This window comes from Streptomyces sp. NPDC058691, from assembly GCF_042714775.1.
GTDB lineage: Bacteria > Actinomycetota > Actinomycetes > Streptomycetales > Streptomycetaceae > Actinacidiphila.
In genome coordinates this window covers 191520-214158 of the sequence record NZ_JBHXSO010000005.1, presented here as the reverse complement: position 1 = coordinate 214158, position 22639 = coordinate 191520, and the positions used below count along the sequence as shown (strand labels likewise).

At 66.3% G+C, this 22639-nt stretch carries 12 protein-coding genes; 9 read left to right on the top strand and 3 right to left on the bottom strand.

From position 1 onward, the window contains the following. Positions 1–544: 544 nt before the first annotated feature. Positions 545–772 (top strand): hypothetical protein, encoded by a 228-nt coding sequence (locus ACFWVC_RS06075; protein WP_384278589.1) that lies wholly within the window; start codon positions 545–547, stop codon positions 770–772. A gap of 25 nt (positions 773–797) precedes the next feature. Here the strand turns inward: ACFWVC_RS06075 and ACFWVC_RS06070 are convergent, their stop codons facing one another. Continuing rightward, on the bottom strand, positions 798–1283 hold the full coding sequence (locus tag ACFWVC_RS06070) for an IS5 family transposase (RefSeq protein ID WP_384278674.1): 486 nt from the start codon (positions 1281–1283) through the stop codon (positions 798–800). Between the two features lie 122 nt (positions 1284–1405). Next, on the bottom strand, positions 1406–1480 hold the full coding sequence (locus tag ACFWVC_RS06065) for a hypothetical protein (protein ID WP_384278669.1): 75 nt from the start codon (positions 1478–1480) through the stop codon (positions 1406–1408). Positions 1481–2643: 1163 nt separating this feature from the next. Between ACFWVC_RS06065 and ACFWVC_RS06060 the strand changes: the two genes are divergently transcribed. From ACFWVC_RS06060 to ACFWVC_RS06025, 8 genes are all read left to right on the top strand, one after another. After that, on the top strand, positions 2644–4824 hold the full coding sequence (locus ACFWVC_RS06060) for an N-6 DNA methylase (protein WP_384278584.1): 2181 nt from the start codon (positions 2644–2646) through the stop codon (positions 4822–4824). Beyond that, entirely contained in the window at positions 4821–6155 is a 1335-nt protein-coding gene (locus tag ACFWVC_RS06055) for an AAA family ATPase (protein ID WP_384278581.1), read from the top strand. The genes ACFWVC_RS06060 and ACFWVC_RS06055 overlap by 4 nt, the downstream gene beginning before the upstream one ends. Further along, a complete protein-coding gene (locus ACFWVC_RS06050) occupies positions 6152–6952 on the top strand; it encodes a hypothetical protein (RefSeq protein WP_384278576.1) in 801 nt (266 codons plus the stop codon). Before ACFWVC_RS06055 ends, ACFWVC_RS06050 begins: the two co-directional genes overlap by 4 nt. Beyond that, positions 6949–8379, top strand: coding sequence for a restriction endonuclease subunit S (locus ACFWVC_RS06045; RefSeq protein ID WP_384278573.1), 1431 nt, complete (start codon positions 6949–6951; stop codon positions 8377–8379). The genes ACFWVC_RS06050 and ACFWVC_RS06045 overlap by 4 nt, the downstream gene beginning before the upstream one ends. A gap of 359 nt (positions 8380–8738) precedes the next feature. Then, positions 8739–12983 (top strand): protein kinase, encoded by a 4245-nt coding sequence (locus tag ACFWVC_RS06040; protein WP_384278570.1) that lies wholly within the window; start codon positions 8739–8741, stop codon positions 12981–12983. 71 nt (positions 12984–13054) lie between these two features. After that, entirely contained in the window at positions 13055–14674 is a 1620-nt protein-coding gene (locus ACFWVC_RS06035; RefSeq protein WP_384278567.1) for a hypothetical protein, read from the top strand. A 14-nt stretch (positions 14675–14688) separates the two neighbouring features. Next, on the top strand, positions 14689–20214 hold the full coding sequence (locus tag ACFWVC_RS06030; RefSeq protein WP_384278564.1) for a hypothetical protein: 5526 nt from the start codon (positions 14689–14691) through the stop codon (positions 20212–20214). Between the two features lie 490 nt (positions 20215–20704). After that, a complete protein-coding gene (locus ACFWVC_RS06025; RefSeq protein ID WP_384278561.1) occupies positions 20705–21250 on the top strand; it encodes a hypothetical protein in 546 nt (181 codons plus the stop codon). On the opposite strand, the gene ACFWVC_RS06020 is transcribed toward ACFWVC_RS06025, so the two are convergent. After that, on the bottom strand, positions 21198–22409 hold the full coding sequence (locus ACFWVC_RS06020) for a helix-turn-helix transcriptional regulator (RefSeq protein ID WP_384278559.1): 1212 nt from the start codon (positions 22407–22409) through the stop codon (positions 21198–21200). The two genes, ACFWVC_RS06025 and ACFWVC_RS06020, sit on opposite strands and share 53 nt — an antisense overlap. Positions 22410–22639 lie beyond the last annotated feature (230 nt).

Sequence of the window (22639 nt, the reverse complement as noted above, 5' to 3'; positions counted from 1 at the left end):
TACAACGAAGAAATCGCCTTCCCCACCCACGCCGAGCAATCGGCCCCCACCGCGGCTTGACAGATCAACCGCATCGGATGTCTGCCTTCGTCCCGTTCCGGCGGCGGCCCGCTCCGCGCCCCACGTATAGAACGTGGTCGGCCCGGCCGGTGGCTGGGGCGGGCGCCGACACGATCTTTGGCCACCTACTCAGTCCGGGACCCGCGTCGAGCAAGAACCGGGGGCCGATCGGGCTTATCGGGGGCAGGCAAGCCAGCCCTATCCGCGGGCAAGCGTAAGAAGGTGTTGTCTTTCCGAAGGCGGTAGCTGCGTTTGTTCTGGTCAGGCATGAGATTGGTGCTTCGGCGGGAGGGATGGCGTGTCGTGCCGTCTCTTCGGGTGGGGTGCCAGATGCCGTCGGTGATGGGGCTGTTGGAGGAGCGGGAGCGTGCTGCCCGTCAGAGGGTGGAGATCCTGCAGGCCGAGCTGCGAGACGGTCGGCCAGGTCCTGGCGGAACCGCGCGGACGCGAGAATGCGCCCGTTGCCGCGTCCGACGAACGGCCCGTGCCGGTGGCGGGTGCGGTGCCCGGTTCGGTGGTGCCGGCATGGCGGGCGGGCCTGGACCCGGCGGTGCTGGCGCCGGACTACCGGCGGCTCATGGACATCCTGGCCGGCCGGAACGGCGAGGCGATGGACTGCCGTCAGCTTGCTGTCGCGCTCGGGCTCGCGCCCGTGCCGGCGAAGGTCGAGGGCGTGCGGTCGAAAGCCAAGCGCCTGGTCGCGCGGGGCTGACTGGTCGAAGAGACTCCGGGGATGTTCAGCGTCCACGCCGGGCGAGCCGGCGGCTCATGACCATGCTCATCGACCAGTGGATCATCGCTTCGGCGCTGTCGGTGCGGGTCTCGTAGTCGCGGGCCAGGCGGCGAGAGCGCAGGAGCCACGCGAACGTCCGCTCCACCAGCCACCTTTTGGGCAGCACGGTGAACCCGCGGGTGTCGTCGGTGCGCTTGACCACGGTCAGCGCGATCCGCCAGAGGGTGCGAGCGACGTCGACCAGCTGACCGGAGTAACCGCCGTCCGCCCACACGCGCGAGATGCGCCAGTACCGCTTGCGCAGCCGGGCCAGCAGACCGCCAGCGGCCTCACGGTCGGTCACCGACGCGGCCGTAACCATCACGACCAGTAGCAGCCCGAGGGTGTCCACCACGATATGGCGCTTGCGTCCGCTGACCTTCTTCCCGCCGTCAAACCCCCTACTGGCGGCCGGAACCGACGCCGCCCCTTTGACCGACTGCGCGTCGATGACGCCCGCGGTCGGCTCCGGATCCCGTCCTTCGACCTAGCGGACGCGATCACGCAACCGGTCGTGCCACTCGCCGATCTACCCTGGTCCCGCCACCGCCGCCAAAACGCGTAGACGCGGTCCTACGCAGGGAAGTCCGAAGGCATCGACCGCCACGTGATACCACCCGCGACCAGGTAGCGGACCGCGTCAACCATCTGCCGATGGCAATAGCCCTCCGGCCGGCCGCCCCGGCACCGGCAGCAGCTCTCGCACCGCCGCCCACTCCACGTCCGTCATGTCAGATGGATACTTCGGCCTCCTGTGCGAGCGATCCACGGCGTTCCCGAACCGGTGAGCGACACAGTCACACGACAGAGGAAGCGAGTTGGACTCCGCCACTACCGGAACGCAAGACTGCGGCACAGGGCCTCCTGTTGCTCACTTGGATTCGACATCCATGAGCTGTGCAGGAGGCCCTACCCTCATGCCCGGACATCCGGGAGATCACCCGACCGAGTCGCCACACTCGAACCGATGCTCACCATGATCGATAGAGAAACGGCTTCTAAGCTGCCACTCGGGGTACGGGTGAGCATGGGCCGAATAGCCATGCTCTCGCAAACGATCACTCTTGAAGCGCACTCCGAGAGACTATAAATACCAGGTAACCAGCGCCAGAGCAGAAGCCGAATGAGCATGGCGCGATCATTCACCCACCGTTGCGTGCGCAAGACGCTGAGTGTGGAGTCTTTTGCACAGCCGTATGGCGCCGAAATTAGCTGTGGGACGCGGGCTGTGGACTATTTGTCAGCGCGACCTTGATGCATTGGCCCAGGACCAGTCCCCCGAAAAGGACGAAGGCCGGCACACGCGGGAACGTGCCAATGTCCCGGGTGTCTTGATTCACCAATCGATCTGCCCTTCACTGTCGATGGTGGAAAGCGCAATCACATCGACCCAGTCGATTCGATCGTGATGCTGCATGGTCTGTGCCACTGCGTGGAGCCAAGCGGCCAGGTGTGGCCATCCCAGGAAGTAAGCACTGCCGCTGTGCGGAGCGCGGCCGAGGTATGTACACCGATCATCCGGTTGATCGCGACGGGCAGCTCCTCGGAGACGAGCTTGAGGTCATGTACAGCGATGACGAGCCAGCTCTCCCAGCCCTGCTCGTCGGCCCCGGCCTTGGCGAGCAGTGCACTGCTAGGACTTTATCTTGGTGCGGAAGACCCGGGAGTCGCCCTTGAGGGGCTTGAAATCCAAGCCGGAAGGTCCAGCGCCACCGCGAAACCTCGGACTGCCCTAAGGTGTGGGTGCGCAGCGCACACAGACGCATCCGTCGGCGGGACCGACGGTAGTCGGGACGGAGCAGACGATACACATGGCGGACGAGCAGCTGGACATCGGTATTCCCCTGCCGGAGCGCCCGATGGGCCAGCGGGAGGCCGAAGGACCGAAGGCCAAGGGCAGCCGGTCCAAGGGGCGGCTCGACGCAGCCCACCGACTCGGCGACGACGAGACGATCGACTACATCAGCAACGAGGATGTCGTCAAGCTTACCGACGCCGAGAAGGTCCGCCAGCGCATCGCCAAAGCCCTAGTCCACCAGTACGGGATCAACCCCAAGGACATGGTCCGGGACTACCCGTTGCAGGTCCGCAACAGTGAGACTGGCCGGGTGAGCCGCAGGCGAGCGAGCATCGCGATCTTCGAGCCCGGCAAGCCGAAGGAGCCGCAGTACCTAAGGCGTATCGTCGTCACCAAGGCCCGTCCCAAGAACGGCCGTACGGTCACCAAGATCCGCACCTATGCCCAGGCCGACGAGCAAGTGGAAGAGCTCCGCGAGCTGATGATCGCCGCCGGACCATCCTGCACCCTGGGCATGTGGACCGACGACAAGGACCTGTACTTCGTCGAGCGCGAGGAGACCCGGTTCGAGCCGCGGTTCCACGAGCTGCCGAACTGGCCGAGCGGTGACGCCGAAGAGTTCGACGCCACTCGAGACGCCTCGTCCCTGGCCGAGCTGCGCCACGCGGATGAGTACATGCTCCGCTTCGCCTTCCGGCGCTGCCACAACTTCATCCACGGCAACGAGGGCTTGCCCAAGGACGCGGCCTTCTGGCAATTCCTCTACGTCCTGTTCGCCAAAATTCACGACGAGCAGCTGGTTCGTGAGAAAGGCCGTCCGCCGCGCTTTCGTGTCGGTCTGGAGGACCTCGCCGATAAGAGCAACGTAGCCCGGCGGATAAGAGACCTCTTCGAAGAGGTGAAGAAAGCCTATGCCGACCAGGGGCTGTTCGACGACCGCGACCGGCTGAACCTGTCAGACTCCGCCCTTGCCTTCATCACCAGCGAGCTGGCTCCGTTCAGCCTGTACGCCACCCCAATCGATGCCAAGGGCGTGGCCTACCAGGAGCTCGTGGGTGACAACCTGCGCGGAGACCGCGGCCAGTACTTCACTCCCACAGGGGCCGTGAAGCTCATGGTCAACATCCTGGACCCCAAGGAGAACGAGACCGTCTTCGACCCTTGCTGTGGCACGGGTGGCTTCCTCCGGGAGACCCTCTACCACCTCCAGGAGCAGTGGAAGCCGAAGAATGGCACCTTCACCAGCCAGGAGTACGCGGATATCCTGCCCCCACTCCGGAAGAAGCTCGCGGGATACGCGCGGAAACACATCTTCGGCGCAGACTTCGACCCCTTCCTGCGTCGCGCCGCAGCGATGGGCGTCATGATGCTCACTGACATCGCAGGCAACGTCTACCAGATGGACTCCATCGCCTTCCCCGATGGCCATCTGCCGGGCAACGAAGAGGCGAAGAGCGTCTCGCAGATCCAGTTGGGCGCCGTGGACGTCCTGATGACGAACCCGCCGTTCGGCTCCGACATCCCATTCTCTGAGGCGGCAGTGCTGAGCAAGTACCGCCAGCGGATGCGTGAGTACGGCGGTGACTGGGGCGTCGCCTGGTCGTACACCCGCGACAAGGGCGCGTTGAAAAAGAGCGGCGAGGCCACGGCCGTGGCCCCCGAGGAACTCTTCGTGCAGCGCGCCATCGAGTGGGTCAGGCCTGGCGGGCGCATCGGCATCGTTCTACCCAACGGCATTCTGTCCAACCCGGGACCTTCCCACGAGGCTGTTCGCAGGCTGATCCTCCAGGAATGCTGGGTCATGGCCAGCATCGAATTGCCGGTGGAGACCTTTATCGTCGAGGCCAACGTCAACATCCTCACGACGCTGCTGTTCCTCGTCCGCAAGACGCCGGAGGAGAAGCAGGCCGAGCGCTTCCACGGCGCCGAGGACTACCCAGTCTTCATGGCCGTCGCCGAGAAAGTGGGCGTCGACCGCCGAGGGAATCCCGTATACGTGCGCTCACCGGAGGGCGATGTCGTCACCGAGGAGTATGAGGAGCAGGAGATCCTGCGGATCGGCGGCATCGAGGTGCCGCGTACGTTCAAGCGCAAGCGCCCCATCATCGACAATGACCTACCAAAGATCGCGGAGGAGTACCACGCTTTCGTGGGGCGGCACGCGCACGAGCTGCCCTGGCAGGCCGGTTCGTGATTACCCGCATCGAGGCCTACAACTACCGCTGCTTCGCGGACCTCGCGATCAACCTGTCCGGTTTCCATGTCCTCGCCGGGGCGAACGGCTCGGGCAAGAGCACTCTGCTGGACATTCCCGTCCTGCTCGGTGAACTGCTCGGCGCCCGTCGGATCGAGGACGCCTTCCTGGACCCCTCTCGGACCACCGGCAGGCCGCCGCGCGCCCTCTCGCTCATGGAACCCGCTCACCGGGGCCGGGCCGGCGGCTTCGGCTTCGCGGTGGAGGCCCAGCTTCCCAGCCCGATCGCCGATGTGATCGCCGAGTCCACCCGGGATCCGCGGTTCCCTGTCCCCACCAACCTGCGATACGAGCTGCATCTGGTGCCCGTCGACAGCGGCCGGGGCCTGGAGATCGCCGGTGAGTACCTGGTGCTGTTCCACGAGGAGACACCGGTCCGACCGATCCCGGGAACCCAAGCTTTCGAGGACCCAGACGAAGTCAGGGTCACCGGACGGGGCGGCAGCCGCCGCGCCCATCCCGTCTGGCAGCAGCCGTGGCGCCCAGTGATCGCCCGCATCGGCGGCCCGGTCGTCCACTTCACCTCCGAGACCGGTCCGAACCAGCTCAAACTCCAGAGCCAGCACAGCAGTCTGGCACTTGCCACCGTCCCCTTCGACGACACACAGTTCCCGGCCGCGCTGTGGTTCCAGGACCTACTTCGGAACGGCACGGTCCTTTACGCCCCTGAGTGGTCCGCCCTCCGCCAGGCGGCGGCACCTGCGGGCCGTGAGCCGGGACTCGACACTCAGGGTCACCACACCCCCTGGCTCGCCCTCCAGCTCCAGCGGGAAGATCCGGAACTGTACGAGGCCTGGGTGGACCTCGTGCAGCTCGCCCTACCCCAGGTAGAGGCGGTGGAGATCGTCGAACGGGAGGAGGACCGGTACGCCTACTTCCGCGTGACCTACACGGGCGGCTACCAGGTCACCTCCTCCGGCCTGTCCGACGGCACCCTGCGCGTACTGGCCCTCACCCTGCTCCCGTACCTGCCCCGCACCCCCGCGATGCTGCTCACCGAGGAGCCGGAGAACGGCATCTACCCGCAGGCCATCGAGATCGTCATGCAGGCCCTGCGAAACGTGCGCGGCAGCCAAATCCTCGTGGCCACCCAGTCGCCGCTGGTACTCGCCCAGGTCGGCCTCGCAGACGTCCTCGCCACCCGCATGGACCCATCGACCGGCGCGGTCACTGTCGTACGCGGAGACAAGCACCCGCGCATGGCTGACTGGCACGCTGGCCTCGACGACCTCGACCTCGGCACCCTCTTCGCCACGGGAGTATTCGAGTGAGCGCCGCCAAAGCGCGCAGACGAGGATCTGCCGCGCCCTTCGCGGCCGTGCCCCGGCAGTCCGTTCCGGTGCACGAGACTGTAAAACGGGAGCTGGTCTTTCTAGTCGCCGACAGCGGCATGGAAGCCATGATCGGTACGTTCCTGGGGCGCAACGATTTCTACCGGAAACTGGGCTGCGCCCCCTTCGACTTCAATGCGAAGACCGACATCATCAAGGCTGGCGGCCACGATCCCGGACTCGTGAAGCGCGAGGCTGGCCAGATCCTCAACCTGCGTAGGAAGGAGTTCCGCCGCGCAATGGTGGTGGTGGACAACGCCTACGCTGGTTCCCCGGGTCCGGACGTCATCCGTGCGCGGATCGCCGCACAGTTGGAGGGTATTTGGGACCAGTTCGCCGTCGTCGTCATCGACCCCGAGTTGGAGAACTGGTTTTGGGTCGACAGCCCGGATCTCCTCAAGAGGGCGCTCGTGTGGACGCGGAAGGATGACGACCGCACGCCGAAGGCTGTACTGGAAGAGGCTGGCCTGTGGCAGGCCGGGGCCGACAAGCCGACTGATCCGAAGCGTGCCGTGGAGTACCTGTATAAGCAGGGCCATACCCGCGACGCGACCAACGGCATCTTCAAGCGCCTGGCAGCCGGCCTGCCCTCAGTACGACGGTGCACGGACGAGTCGTTCCGGCAGTTGACGGCCACACTGTGTGAGTGGTTCCCGAGCCAGGCGCCCACAGCGGCATACGGGACGGACCACGCCGGGGAGAACGAACAAACGGAGCGCAGGGAGCACACGCAGTGAAAACCGCGTCCAAGGAGAATCCGGTACGGATCGGCTGGCTTCGTGAACAGGGGTTGCGGCTCGACGCTGCGCCCTACCTCTCGGGCGCGTTTGCGGCGAAGCAGCTACTGAAGCGGTTGCCGGAGACCACTCCGCTCGCACTTCTGACACGGGACGGCGACGGAATTTTCCACGCTGGTCGACCCTTGCGCCGCTGGGTAACAGCCCCAGAATACGGCGTGCCCTTCTTCTCCAGCACCGACATTATGGAAGCAGACTTCTCACATCTGCCGATGATTTCTAAGGAATCGGTTGCCCAAAATCCGCGACTGCTCATCCGAACCGGCTGGAGCTTGATCACTCGTTCGGGAAATGTGGGGAGAGTCGCGTATGCCCGCCCTGATGTGGACGGCTACGCCTGCAGCGAGCATGTAATGCGTGTGGAGCCGGACACAGAACGTGTGAAACCGGGATACCTCAACACTTTCTTGCGCAGCCGCTTCGGCGTTCCCATCATCACCAGCCACGCCTACGGCGCGATCATCCAGCACATCGAGCCGAACCACATCATGGATCTACCCGTGCCGCGCTTCGGTACGGACGTGGAGAACCGAATCCATGGCCTCGTGGAAGAAGCTGCCACGCTGCGGGCGGAGTTCCAGAGTGGACTGGAAGAAGCGACCCGAGATCTGTTCACCACGGCCGGGCTTGAGGACTTGCTCGACCTGCGCTGGCATGAACAGCCCCGGGACCTTGGCTTCACGCAGCGGGGGCTTACGCCGACGACGCTGCGGGCGCTGAACTACCAGCCGAGAGCTCGCGAGATCGTCCGTAAGCTGCTCGATGTAGATCATGCTCTGCTTGGTGAGATCTGCCGTGGTGGGCAGTTGAGCAGAGGACTGCGCTTCACGCGGGTGGATGGCGCCGAAGGTCCGGAGTACAGCTATAAGCTGGTCGGACAGCGGCAGGCGTTCTGGTTGCGTCCAGAGGGTCGCTGGATCAGCCGGGCCAAGACGTCCCCAGAAGTACTGGCCCGAGATGAAACCGTCCTCGTTGCTTCACAGGGAACCCTGGGCGAGAACGAGGTGTTCGGCCGCCCAATCTTCGTTACAGGCTCCTGGCTGCAGCATGCCTTCTCAGAGCATTTCCTTCGCATCCGCCCCGGGGAGTCACCCTTCTCCGGCGCGTACCTGTTTGCCTTCCTCCGCTCCGAGCCGATCTTCCGCCTTCTGCGCTCTATGTCCACAGGTGGCAAACAACAAGACATTCACCCTGAATTGTGCGCGGCTATTCCGGTACCTCTGCTCACCGCCGTTGACCGCGAGCGCGTCACAGAGACGATCCGGACCGCTTACCGCAAGCGGGATGAGGCCGACGTGAAGGAGGATCAGGCTCTGACCCTCCTGGAGATGGCAGTCGCAGGGCATGCCGGCACAGACCGCGTGTGAGAGCGAGGCGTCCTGACCACAAACGCTGTTCCGCGCAAGCAGTGGGCCAGAGAAATACCACGTTGACGCCTCCCTGGTCCACAACCGTCGATCAGGGAGGCTCAGCGGTTGAACACCGTCAAACGGAAGTGCGCACGGCGCGGGCGAGTGAGACGTTGAGCCCGCCGAGGGCGATACGCACGCCGGCAACCGGGAGCGGGGCAGGGGCCGGTGATGGACCAGGGTAGTAGGGCCGAGACAGCGCGAACTCGTCCGTGCCTATACGTGAGCGACTATAGTGACCTGACCACAGGGGGGTGCGGCGCAGGTCACACTCACGTTGTGTGACGGATGGGACGGCACGAGGGGGACAGCCGCCGATGGCGCGCATCATCCGGGTCGGGGAGCCGGTCAACGAGGCCGAGCGGAGTGTGCTGCGGCACCTGCGGGACGCCGCCCCGGAAAGCTGGACCGTGATCCACAACTTCGAGATCACACGGCACCGTCAGACTTTTGAGATCGACCTCGCGATCCTCACCGACCATGCGTGCTACATCGCGGACACCAAAGGCACCCATGGCCGGATCGAAGTGCACGGCTCGCGCTGGTTCCCGGAGGGGCGGCAGCCCTACCCGAGTCCGGTGCGCAAGGTCCGAGAGCACGCCAAGGCAGTGGCAAGCCTTCTGCGGCAGTCGGGCGTCTCCCGAAATCTGGGGTCGGTGTGGTGCGAGGAGCTGGTGATTCTCCCATACGACGACTCACAGTTGGTCGATCCGGACGGCAAGGACGACAAAAGCACCGTCCTGTTGAAGGACCTCGTGCCGTTCCTGCGCTCGCACCGTCCCTCTGGCAGCGGGCCAGTCATGGGCATCTCCGCCCTGCATGATGAGATCGCCGCCGCCCTCGACGCGGTGTACCGGCCGCCGTCCGGGCCCCGCAGGTTCGGGATCTATGAGGCCGTCGAGACGCTGGCCGCGGCCGAGGCGGGTTCCGGGGAAGTGGAGGACGCGGACCGGGTGTCGGTGTTCCGGGCGGTGCGGCCGGACCAACCAAACTCGGGCACCTTTCTGGTGCAGGTGCACAGTGTGGATCCGCTGCTTCCGGAGGAGGAGCACACGCGGGCGCGCGAGCGTATCGGTAATCCGCTCCAGGCCATCAACAAGCTACCGCCGAGCCGCAATATCGTGCCGTGCGTCGATGTCGTACAGCTTGAGGACGAGGCTGGTTACGCGGTTGTCCTGAAGGATGTGCGGGCCGAGGCGCTGCGGGTGCGCATGTCTGGGGGCGGCGGCAGGCCCGCGCTCGGGGCGGACGCAAAGCGCCGGGTGGTGTCCGGGGTACTGGCCGGACTGGCCGTGGCACACGGGTACCGGGTGGTACACCGGCACATCACTCCGGACACGGTGCTGGTAGGGCGCAACGGCACGGCCATGATCACCGGGTTCGACTACGCACACACCGGACAGGCCCGCAAGGGCACGGTGGCCATGGACGCGTACGAACGCCATGACGCCGCTTACCTCGCACCGGAATGCCTAGCCGGGCCGCAAGGGTTCTCCAAGGCCTCGGACATCTACGCGGCCGGGGTCCTGTTCCACGAGCTCTTCACCGGCGAGCTGCCAGCCGTGACGAACGGGAACCAGCTTGTCGACAGCCTCGACGACGCTTCGGGGATCACACCCGGCATAAAGGACCTGATCCGACGGCTCCTCTCTGCCGACCCGGCGGAGCGACCGGACGCGCCGACGGCCGTCGCCGAGTTGGAGGAGCTGTTGCGGGCGGGCTCGGGCAGGGCCCGGGGAAGCAGCGGGGGCGGCACGGGAGGCCAGGCTCCACCGGGAGAGCCCGGGGAGCCCTTCGACTGGGCGAATCCACGTTGCTACTACGACCTTCCGGCGGGCTTCCGGCTCACCGAGAAGTTCCACGTGCGCAAGGAACTGGGCCGTGGCAGCTTCGGTGTGGTCTATCAGGTCTTCAATACCATGGACGACACCGACGAGGTTCTGAAGATCATCACCAAGGACCGTGAGTCCGTCGGAGCACGACTCAAGGGCGAGTACCGTATCCTGCGCCAGTTGCCGCCTCACCCCAACCTGGTCCGGGTCATTGATGCCGACTGGCTACCCAAGGGCGGATTCCCTTACCTGCGACTGGAGTTCGCCGAGGGAAACGACCTCCATGCCGTCTCCGGCCGGGAGCGCAAGCTAGGCGCCGCCGATGTGAGGCGGCTTCTGGAGGATTGTCTGAGCGGGCTCGACCACCTCCACCGCAACGGCGTCTACCACTGCGACATCAAGCCCAGCAATCTGCTGTGGACGCCCGAGGGCACCAAGCTGTTGGACTTCAACGCCGCAGTCTCGGTCGGTTCCACCCTGACGCCCACTCTCGGCTCTCCGAAGTACTACGCCCCGGACGCGGTCAGCGGGCGGCGGCCCACCCGCGCGGAACTCGCCGACCTGGATCTGTACGCCCTGGGAATCTCGGCCTACATGGCACTCACCGGGGATTACCCCTGGCACCGCAGGCAGGCGCCTCCCCGCGACGAGCCGGGACTCAATCCTAGGGAGATCGCCGGTCTCGGGGATCTGAGCCGGGCCTTCACCGATCTGCTAATGCGCTCTATCGCACCGCGTCGGACCGACCGCTTCCCCGACGCCGAGACGTTCCTGGCCGCAGTACGGGCTGTGGAAGATGTACGGCGGGTGCCACCGACCGCCACGCACACGGGGATGGCGTACGCGCTGCCCGCTGCCTCCGCCGGGGCCCCGGACAACAACAACCCCTTCGTGACCCATCTCCAGACGCTGTACAGCCAGAGCAGCCGCACCAATGCCGGCACGCGCGGGCTCGACCCCGTCGAGTTCCCGCTCTACGTGTCCACCGCGCTGGACACCAAACTCCGGGACGACGTGCTGGCCGGGCGACACCGGCTGGTGGTCATCACCGGCAACGCGGGCGACGGCAAGACGGCATTCCTGGAGCAACTCGCCGCCGAGGCGGTCAAGCGAGGCGCGAATCCCGGTGAGAAGCGGGTCAACGGGGATGACTTCGACTTCGAGGGCCGCACCTTCCGTACGAATCACGACGGCAGCCAGGACGAGGGGGAGCAGGACAACAGCGCGGTGCTCGACGCCTTCCTGGCCCCCTACCGTGGTACAGACCCGCTTGCCTGGCCGGACACCGAAACCCGACTGATCGCCATCAACGAAGGCCGCCTCGTCGACTTCGTCACCGAACACGGCGAGGCGTATCCGCTGCTCGCCGAAACCATCCGCGCGGGCCTGGGATCCGGGCAGGACGCCCACGGCGTCGCAGTGGTGAACCTGAACACCCGGGATGTGGTGGCCGATCCTGACGGCGCCGGGACATCGATCCTGCACCGCATGATCGGAAAGATGACCGATGCCAGGAACTGGGCCGCCTGCGCCTCCTGCGATCTCGCGCCTCGGTGCTACGCTCGCCACAACGCACAGACTTTCGCCCACCCGACCGCGGGCCCGCAGGTCACCGAGCGGCTGGCATCGCTATATCGCATGACCCATCTGCGCGGGCGCCTGCACATCACCCTCCGCGATCTCCGGTCCGCTCTGGCGTACACGCTCACCTCCGCGCGGGATTGCGCGCAGATCCATGAGCTCTACAACCGCCCGGACAGCGTTCAGGAACGGCTTGACGGCTTCTACTTCACCAGCTGGGCCGGTATCCGCACCGCCGGCCCCAATGAACCGGACAGGCTGCTGGCTCAGTTGCGGGAGCTGGATATCGCCACCGTCCCGGACCCCCAGCTGGACCGCAAGCTCGATTACGTAGGGCCTGCCGGAGGACACAGCCTGGCCGCTGTCGACCAGCGCGGCAGCCATGACGCCGAGCTGCTGGCGGACCGCTTCACCGCCTTGCCACGCACCCCTACGGCGAACGCCGGGACGGCCACCGCCCATCGGAACTATCTGGCCGCCGCACGGCGCCGTTTCTTCTTCGAGAGTCTCGATGACGGGCGCTGGAAAACCATGCTCAGCTATCACGCCGGGGGCCGGTTCCTGGACCTGCTGACGGGGGGCGAGCCCGGCCCTACTGAGCTGGAACGAATCATCGAGGCTGTAAACCGGGGCGAGGGTCTGCCGGGCGCGGCACTCGCCGGCCAGCAGGCGCTCGCACTCCAGGTCAGGTCGGTGCCCGGCGGAACGGTACGCAGCTACCGTATGTTTCCCGCCGGGCGGTTCACCCTTGAGGTGGGGGCCCTGACCGCCTCGCCCTACGTAGAGTCCGGCCCGCGGGAGTTGGTGATCCGCTACGAGGACCCGGAGCGGGCCGGGCAGCACCGCGCGCAACTAGTTGTGCGGCTCGATTTGTACGAGCTGCTGAACCGACTTCACACCGGATACCAGCCGGGGGTAGAGGACCGGCAGGGACAGAACCTGGCTCTTACGGTGTTCAAGAACGCGCTGTCCGCCACGCCGTACCAGGAGGTACTGCTCACCGCACCGGGGAGCGTGCCGCAGCGGATCACCAGGCTCGCTGACGGAGCGCTCCGGCTCGCGCCGGCCGATCCGGCACTCGGCACGGCTAAGGCGACCACGGCCACGGCCACGACGGGGAGTGAAACTACGGGGACGGGGAACAGCTGATGGCTTTGCGGAAACGGGACAGCGAGTTCCGGCATTTGGGTGTGTCCTACTTGGAGTTCAAGCGTGTAGAGATGGACCGCGTGCTGACCGGATTCCTGATGCGCGTCAACCACAACGGGCAGCCCAGCAAGCTCGCTCACGCGCACAAGAGCGACGAATTCGTGCAGGAATTCCTCGATGAGAAGTACGCCGACCGGTTCCAGGGATTCCGTGATTCCCCCGACATGGCGCGCCGCTGGATCGAGACCCAGCTCCTCGACATGGTCAACCGTGGCAAACCGAGTCAGGCCGTCGCGGGCCTACGTCCGCTCCACGGCCTCACCTATAAATTCCGCAACTACTACCACTCGCGATCCTACGGCGCCGACGCCCAGCTGTACGAAATGCTGCGCCACGCCCGCAACGGGAGAGGCACTCTGGCCCTGGAAGGAATCCGGTCCTTCTTCTTCAATGGCCTCGACCCCGCGCTCGGCACCGCGCTTCCGGGGAGCAGCCTTGACGTGGAAACTCAGGCGGTCCTTCACCTGAACAGTCAGGTGAAGCACGACACCCCGCAGACCGTCAAGGGCTGGTACTCGGCTCCGCCACTCTGCGTCGGGCAATCGGACCTGCTGGCCGACGACGTACTGCGTCTGCTATCACTGCGTGATCTGCTGCCGCGCATCGTCATGGTCGATTACCTGAAGATCCTCTTCGCGTTTCACCTGGCGCTTGGCCAGTTGAAGACGATGAAGTTGCTGTCGTCCTTCGTCGAACGGTCCGCCGTCGAGCCCACCTGCGGGCCAGAGAACTGCCCCGTCGGACCAGGGCAGGGGCATGACGACCTCGGGGCCTGTCCGTTCCACGTCGGGCTGTTCGTGGACGCGGCCGGAGTGCCCGGGACATCCATTGCCGCGCTGGCCGAACGCAGCGCCGAGGTGTGGTTGCGCCGCATCCCGGGTTTCGTCCGCGCGGGGTACACGGTGCGCAAACTGGACGAGTTCGCCGAACACATGGCAGGGCGGGGGGAGATCACCAGGCCGTCCCGGGGATTCTTCACCGTCGCTGAAGTACTCCAGTACGCCAGCAAGCCGTACCAGGAGCGGCGTGAGCAGTTCTTCACCTCCCGGATGGACACGCTGCTGGACGACACTCCCGTCGACGAACAGCCCGAGCACGTACGGCCGCTGCTCGGCGCGGACATGGGTCTCGGGTCCTTCGAGCAGTACATCGAGCTGCTGATGGCCTACCGGGGCAAATACCACAACGATTACATCATCGAGACCATCGACTCGTTGCTGCTCAAGAACCGGCCGGGGGCGGTCATCGCCCAGCCCTACCGGGGCCGCCGTCGCTTCGTCCTGGACAGCGCCCTGCTTGAAGTCCTGGTGCAGATCGCCCTGCTCAGGCCCAATCCACGCGGCACGAAATCCCCTCTGCTGCATCACACGGCATCACTGCGGCTAGACCAATTCATGGACATCCTTCGCCGCCGCTACGGCCTCTATGTAAACCGGCTGCCCGTGGAAGACGGTTTCGCATCCGTGGGTTTCGAGGAGCAAGCGACACTACGGTCGAACGCAGAGGCGTTCACCACCCGGATGCGGGAGATCGGCTTCTACAGCGACCTGTCGGACGCCTACCTCACCCAGGTGATCACGCCCCGGTTCGTGATCGGCGAGGACGGCTCGGTCGTGGCAGGCGGAAGGTAGCGGAAGGCAACAGCATGGCACATGGACTAAGCGAGATCACCGAAGCCCAGTGGCGCGACGCTCTGGAGTACGCCCTGCTGCCGAAGCTTGCCTCTGTTCTGCGCGGCAGGGAAGCCGGACACTGTATGCGCCTCGGCGACCTCGACAGTGAGCTGGCCACCCGTCTGGTGCGGGCACTGCGCACGGCGGTGCCCGATTCCCAGGTGTTCGTCCTGGGCAACGGTGCCCTGCGGCTTCCTGACGACGTGGTGGTGTCCAGCACCAAACTGGTGGAGCTGCGCAACCCCGACGAGCGGGGCGGCCTCCGGCCGCCACTGTTGGTCTTCGTGCCACCGGGGATGCGCGCCAGCGCCGAGGACTCCTTCGGCATTGCCACCTTCGAGCAGCTGTCACTGCGGGACGTTCACCGGAACCTGAAGGCGTCCCTGCTGCGCGAAGTGCCCGAAGCCCTGCGACCAGGCATCGGCGAGCTGCTTGAACGGCTCTCCGCAGAGGAGTGGCCCGCCGCCACCGACCAGGCCGCGGTTCGCTACCTGTTGACGCTACGGGAGAACGACTTCGACCCGCGGGCCGCCGGTGCCGCGGTCTTCCTGCTCGGGCTGATCCCCGACTTCGAGTTGTTCCGCGACATGACGCTGAGCACCCGCAACGCCGACCGGAACCGCAAGACCGTGGCGCGGCTGACGGACTCACCCACGACGGACCGGCAGCGGGTACTTGCCCTCGGCCTGCCACAAAACGCCCGTGCGCACCAGACCTTTGTGCGCCACCTGGTCGAATTCGCGGCGGCCAACGGTCTGGACGAGCCGGCCCGCTGGTGCCGTGTCATCGCCCTCGACGAGGAGAACTGGCCACTGGCCTTCCACAACTGGCCGCAGGAGGACGCGCCCGGCGACGAGGCAGTAGGCATCGAGGTCCAGGAGTTGTCGGTGCTGCCTAAGGCGGGACAGAACCAGGACGATGTGCGCAACTACCCGGCCCTGGAGCGGCTCTTCGGCGCACAGTACCTGCTGCCCGGTGGGCTCAGCTCGCTCCCCGTGGCCTTCACCGTCGAGCCGGACGCACGCCACATCCCCGGGCTCAGCCGGTTCGCGGTCGAGATCTTTGCCGAGTCCGAGACCGAGATCGACGCGGGCAACGGCGCCACCACAGCCAGCCCCACTGGCTTCACTGCGACGGTGTCGGTCACCAAAACAGCGAAGACACTGTTCAAGGCCAACATCAAGTTGAAGCGGGGGCGCAGCAAAGCCGACTGGGAGGAGGGCTGGCACTTCGTCAGGGTCACCCCTCTGGACGCGAACGGCGACGCCATGCGGGTCATGGGTGCGGAGAGCACGCAGCGGCCCCATGAAAGCGACCGCTTCTACGTCGTCCCCGAGGGCGAGTTCGACGATCCGCCCGTCCGGCGCTCCCAGCACGCGCCGGGTGTGGCACAGGCGGTCAACAAACTGCGATTCACCGCGCTCGCCGAGGGACGGGACCCCGCACGCGTGGTGTGCCGTGCCATCGGCTGGGCGGCTAAGACGGCGAGAACCTGGCCGCTGAAGGCCTCGTTCGGCGCTGCCGGATCGGTCACGGTAGATCTTCCCATCACGCTCGCCGAGGCCGAGGAACGCATGCTGGCCAGGCCGTACGCCCTGGAAGGGCCACGTCTCACGGTCACCGCTACCGGCGCATCGGTTCTCGGCGACGACGAGACTTCGGCCGTCACAACAGAGCCCGGCAGCGACTTCGACGCCTACCTCCAGGCCCGCTCCGTTCTGTTCGCCGCCGTACGGGCCGACGCCGAGGGCGCCGCTCCCCTGGTAGTAGAGGCGACCGACCCTCGTACCGTCCGCAAAGAGACGGAAGCGTACGCGGAGAGCTACCTCAGGGCCGTGAACCGATGCGTCCGTTCCCTGGAGAATCCGCACGGGAGCACCGCAGACCACGACCGTGCCGAACTGGCCATGCTGCTGTGCACCGACACACTCAAGGTGGATCTGACCGACGTGCGGGGCGGGCGGCGCCGTGTGATCCTGGTGGCCCCGACTCATCCACTGCGGATGCTCTGGTGGAGCGGTCAGGCGGCGCTGGCCGACCACTGGCTCAACCGCCTCGCAGGCGAGGACAAGGCCACAATCCTGGAACGGCTGCACAGTCTCAGTACCTCACTCGTGCCGCTGGGCTTCCCGCTGGTCGTGCCCCTTACCACTGGGGAGTTGACCTTCGCGGGTGGACAGTTGACGGACTTCTGGCAGGTGTGCCTGCCGAGCGAGACCGCCGACCCCCGTGGCACCGTGTCCTTGCTTGCTGCGGCAGTGGGGGCGGGCAACGAGGCCGCGACGTCGGGTGTGATCACCGGCAGCGATCTCGCGGACCGGATGGAACGCTATGTTCGACTCCACCCGTACGCCGACAACCTGGTTGTCAACGCCCTGGGCGCGGGCCGAGGCGATCTGCTCGCCGCAACGCTGACCGAGCTCCAGAGTCGTAAGCACCTGGCACATCTACGCTTCACCGTACGGCTGTTCGCGGATAACCCGTCCGAACCCTGGGTCGGCGAGGCGCTTACCGACCTGTTCTCGCCCGCGTCCGGGACGCGTTCCGTGGCTGCGGAGGCATTCGCCACTCCGGGTGACCCGCTCCGCCCCAAACTCGCCGTTGTCGTGCGAGACGCTGCCGATCTACGTAAGGCTGCCGACGAGTTCCCGGCGCACCTCAGCATTCTCTTCGACCCCTTCGGCGGGGAACAGTACGACATCGCGCCCGGGGTCCGTACGACGGGTCGGGTCGCCGCCCACGGTCTGGTGCAGGAGCTCTCCAGTGTCTACGCCGAGGACGACGAGTACGTCGCCTGGAGCCGTCAGCCCCGGCACGGCGCGACCGACCCGCTGGACGGTACCGAAGAGACGGGCGATCTGCTCGCGGCGCTGCCTCAGGCGCTGTCGGCCGCCGTCGTCGCCGTCACATCAGGTGAACCGCGCCCCGGGCATCTGCCACAGATCACGCTACGGCTGACCCCTGAGGACCGGGCTCTGCTGCATGACGTGCACCAGGCCAGCGACTGGGTCATCACCGTTGACCGGACCCTCGGCGTCGAGTACTTCGATCACGGCAGAGCGGACCGGCCCGAGTACGTGATCGACTACTCGGCCACCTCACAGACCGGAATGGGACACCACATCGTGGTCTCTTCCCGATCGGTCGACGAACTGCGTGCCCTAATCGGTCCCGTACTGAGCGACCGGAACCTCCAAATCGACGAACGTCATGTCACGACCTTCTTCGACCAGTTGAGGGAACTGTCTGGCAGCTTTGCCTTCAAACTCGCTGCCATCGGCGAGAACAGCCACAGCGAGGTCCTCGGTCTGGCCCTGGCACGGCTGTATCTCGGATTCCAAGGCGCGCTCAGAAACCAGATTCTCATCCCGCTCGACGCGCACATCGACCTGTACGGGGAGGACCGGCGCCGTCTCGCGTCCGGCGACGACGCGATGGTGCGCCTGCACCGCACCGACCTCGCTCTCCTCGACCTCGACGCCGCGCGCCGGACGATCGTGTGCAGACTCGTCGAGGTGAAGTGCTTCACCGGAGTTGGCGGCCTGGGAGCGTACGAAACAAAAAAGAAACAGATTTCTCAGCAGATTGAGAGCAGCCAGCGGGTTCTCGCCGATCAGTTCGACTCCGCCGTGAAGCGTGCCGACCGCCCACTGCAGAACCTGACTCTACGTTCCCTGCTGAGCTACTACCTTTCGCGCGCGAACAGGTACGGCCTCTTCGACGAAAAAGCATACGACGAAGCGCGCTGGCTGCTGGACCATCTGGATCACGGCTACTCACTGGAGTTCGCCCGAACGGGGCTGGTATTCGACCTGGGGCACGCTGGCGCAGATGTCGAGACAGACGGCGGGATCGTCTTCCACAGGATCGGCAAAGACCAGGTGGGGCGGCTACTGGAAGCGATTGAGACGGAATATCTCGGTGGCCGTGTACACAGCGCGCCAAAGGAGCTCTCAAGCGCCGACCTGAGTCCGGAGGACGGCCCGACGATGGATGGCCTGCGGCCCCGTGAGCGGACTCGCGAGGTACCCGACGAGCCGGCGCCCTTGCGGTCGCTGACCGACGACGAGCCGGAACCGGAAGCGCCACCAGAGAGTGCAGCGGCCCTCGCAGAACCGAAGAGCGCCGAGCTGCCTACCGAACCGTCGCCGGCCCATGCCTCGGCCAAGCCAGAGGTCACGCCGGACCCCGCACTCGCAGGCCGGCCCGCCGCGCCTGCGCTCCAGGAGGAGTCTTCGCCTCCGGGGACGCACGTTCCCGCAGGGGAGACAGGCGAGGGGCACGGAGACGGACCGCCCAAGGCCGATGTATTCCTCGGCGCCTCCCAGCAGACTCAGCAGTACGGCCTGCTGGGGACGACCGCTGGGCGCAAGGTCGCCCTGGACCTCAACGAGACGCATACCATTAGTCTGTTCGGCGTCCAGGGCGGTGGCAAGAGCTACACGCTCGGCTCAATTCTGGAGATGGCCAGCCTGCCCGCACCAGGCATCAATGAACTGTCACACCCGCTGGCCAGCATTGTCTTCCACTACAGTGACACCCAGGACTACGCGCCTGAGTTCACCAGCATGACCAGTCCCAACAGTGACGAAGCTCAGTTGGCGGCGCTTCGCGCCCGCTACGGCGCCGAGCCGGCAGCCCTCTCCGACGTCCTGTTGCTGGCCCCGGCCGACAAGTTGGAGGAACGCAGAGCCGAGTACCCGGACCTCGAAGTCCGGCCGCTGGCATTCGCGGCCTCGGAGCTACAAGCCGCGCATTGGCGATTCCTGATGGGTGCCATCGGCAATCAGTCGATCTACATCCGTCAACTCGGACGGATCATGAAGACTCATCGCCGCAACCTCACCTTGGAGGCCATCCGCCAAGGCGTGGAAGACTCACCACTCTCCGACGCTCTGAAACAACTCGCCTTCCAGCGTTTGGAACTGGCTGCTGAGTACATCGATGACAGCGTACGACTGCAGGATCTGGTCCGGCCTGGTCGGCTCATCATCGTGGACCTGCGCGACGAGTACATCGAAAAGGACGAGGCTCTCGGGCTATTCGTGGTTCTCATGCAACTCTTCGCAGACGCGAAGCACAACGGGCAGCCTTTCAACAAGCTAGTCGTCTTCGATGAAGCACACAAGTACATTCAGAGCCCGGATCTTGTGGACGGACTGGTGGCGAGTGTTCGCGAAATGCGACACAAGGGCATGTCTATCCTGGTAGCAAGCCAGGATCCGCCCTCCGTGCCAATCTCTTTGATCGAATTGTCCAACCATATGGTGCTTCACAAGTTCATTTCGCCGGCCTGGCTCAAGCATCTACAGAAGGCGAATGCCGCACTTGCCAACCTGACTCCCGAGAAGATGGCAGGACTGAGGCCAGGGGAAGCGTTTGTTTGGTCCAGCAAGGCCACTGATGAGCTGTTTACGCGAGGCGCGGTGAAGATTCAGTGCCGCCCTCGGGTCACCCAGCATGGAGGTGCAACTAAGACTGCCGTTACCTCAACATGACCACGAGCTTCGTGTCTACTTCTGCGGTCACGGTGGCCCTCGACCACGCTTGCGAATACGTGACGTCGCCATAGTCACCGACACTTCCGAAGACCTCAGACCCATTTTCGCTGTGCCATTCGACGTTGGTGTTTCGCTCGATAGCGGTGAGGTAGATCTTGAGCTGTTAGCCGAGGTGGTTGGTGGAGACAACGCCGCGCTGGTGGGAAGGATCTCGCCGCCGAAGACCTGGGCCCCTTCGACCCTCGTCGAACTGCGGACCATCCATGGACTAGAGGCCGCCCCACGACCGCCCGCAGGTGCTGGAATCTGCAATGACGCCGGAGATACACGGGCCCTCCGGAGCCGTGTGACCAAAGGCGGTTGCGGAGGCCCTTTCGCGATACTGGCCAGCAGTGCGGTTCACGGGGTGCGACTGCCTGCTGCCCTGCTCGCCGCAGCCACGGGAGAATGCTCGTCCCGACAGTGCGGGGCGACAGGGGAGGCGCGCGTGGGCGAGCAAGTGGTGGCGGCGGTCGTGTCGGGGGTGGTGGGGCTCGTCGTCGGTGGGGGGACCGCGTGGCTGGCGTGGGCGCAGATTCGGCGGGAGCAGGGGAAGTGGCGTACGGATCTCAAGTCCGCCTGGGCGCTTGAGGTGCACAAGGCGCGGCTCGCGGCGTATCCCGAGGCGTTCGAGATACTGCGGCCGCTGTCGACGCGCAACGGGGTCGTCACGCCCGAGGCAGCCGGGGAGGTCGCGCGCCGGCTGAACGACTGGCTGTACTCCGGCGGCGGCTTGTGTGCCGACCGGACCACACGCGGCGCGCTGCTCGGGCTGCGGGAGGGCTGCGACGCCTGGCAGCGCTCCGGTACGCAGCCCGGAGACCTCTACCGGTGGCGCGATCTGACGATGGTGTTCCTGCGGCGTGATCTCGACGTCCGGGGCCTGGAGTCCTACGACTTCACCCTCGGTGCCACCCTCCTGCGCACCCTGGAGGACGAGATCACCCCTCATGCCCCGCGGGGGCGTCGTTTCGCATCCGGCCGTCCGTCGTGAGCGGGGGCGCGGCCAGGCGCGGGAGGTAGCAGCGCTGGAAGAGGTCGCCGGTGAACTCGCGGCGGCTGCGGACTCCGGCCTTGTCGAAGACCTTCCGCAGGTGGTCCTGGACGGTGTACTCCGCGATGCGCAGCGCCCCCGCGACGTCCGCCGTCGAGCGGCCGAGCAGGACGTGCTGGGCGACCTCCCTCTCGCGCGGGGTCAGGCCGTACGCGTCGAGCACGATGGCCGCGAGCTCGCCCGGGTGGCTGGGGGCCAGGCTGACGTACGTGAGCATGTGCGGGGAGTCACCTGCGTCGGGTGCCGGTTCGCGCCAGGCGCTGAGCGTGATCCAGTGGCCCGTACTGGTCAGGGCGCGGGACTGGACGTGGGCGCCCGGGCCGGCCGCTCGGGCCTTGCTGAGCAGCGCCGTGAGCGTGAAGGGGTACGGGCGGCCGGCGCCGGTGTGGGACTCCTGGATCAGCGCGAGCCAGTGCTCCGCCGTCGCCGTGCGCAGCCGTATCCCCTGGTCGTCGTCGAACGCCAGCAGCCCCGCGGCGTCCGGTACGTCACCCAGGTCGATGCCGGACAGGAGCAGCGAACGGCGCAGGGCCTGTGTGGCCGGGGCGCTGAACGAGTCGGCCAGGGCCACGTCGGCAGTGGTGAAGGGCGCCGAGCCCGGGGCCCGGCACAGCACGAACAGCCCCCACGTGCGGTTGCCGTGGCGCAGCAGGAGGCGCAGTTCGTCGGCGAGGCCGGTCGGGCGCAGGATGTCGCGGTAGTAGACGCTCTCGTCGAGTCGGCCGTCCATGGAGCGGCTGAGCAGGCTCGCGCTGCCCGAACGGCGGGTCAGCGCCCGCAGGTTGTCGACGCCGGTCTGCTCCGTGTGCTCGATCTCGAACAGCCGAGGCATCACCGCCTGCGGAAATCCCTCTTCGTGTCGGCCGCCCGTGTCGAGGAGGGTCGCCGGGTCGAGCATCACGGCGCACCACACGTCCGCCGCGACCGCGCCCAGCAGCGTGTCGGCGGCGGTGCGCAGGACGTCCAGGGCGCCGGGGCGTTCGGCCCCGCGCAGTCTGCGGGCCAGGTCGTCGGCGAGGGCGGCGCGGGCGGCCGGGGTGGGCTGGGCCGTACGGGAGCGGGGACGCGAACTCGGGCCAGAGCGGGGAGCGGTGGTCACGCCAGCAGGCTAGGCGTACCCCCAGACATCTGGGATGGGATTGGCACAAATGCCCGCGTAGTCTGATGTCCCGTTCGTGGCCGTGCGAGGGGGCGCTTCGGCGTCGCGCGGCCTGCGGGCGGGGTGGGAGAACACGGGGGTTCGGGGGACGACGGGGGCACGGGGGGGGGGGGGGGGCCCCCCCACCCCCGCCCAACCCGCCGGCGGACACACCGCGCGAAAGGTTGGTA

Coding starts and splice junctions, on each gene's coding strand:
- ACFWVC_RS06035 (WP_384278567.1), top strand. CDS start 13,055: ATGGACCGCGTGCTGACCGGATTCCTGATGCGCGTCAACCACAACGGG.
- ACFWVC_RS06060 (WP_384278584.1), top strand. CDS start 2,644: ATGGCGGACGAGCAGCTGGACATCGGTATTCCCCTGCCGGAGCGCCCG.
- ACFWVC_RS06030 (WP_384278564.1), top strand. CDS start 14,689: ATGGCACATGGACTAAGCGAGATCACCGAAGCCCAGTGGCGCGACGCT.
- ACFWVC_RS06040 (WP_384278570.1), top strand. CDS start 8,739: ATGGCGCGCATCATCCGGGTCGGGGAGCCGGTCAACGAGGCCGAGCGG.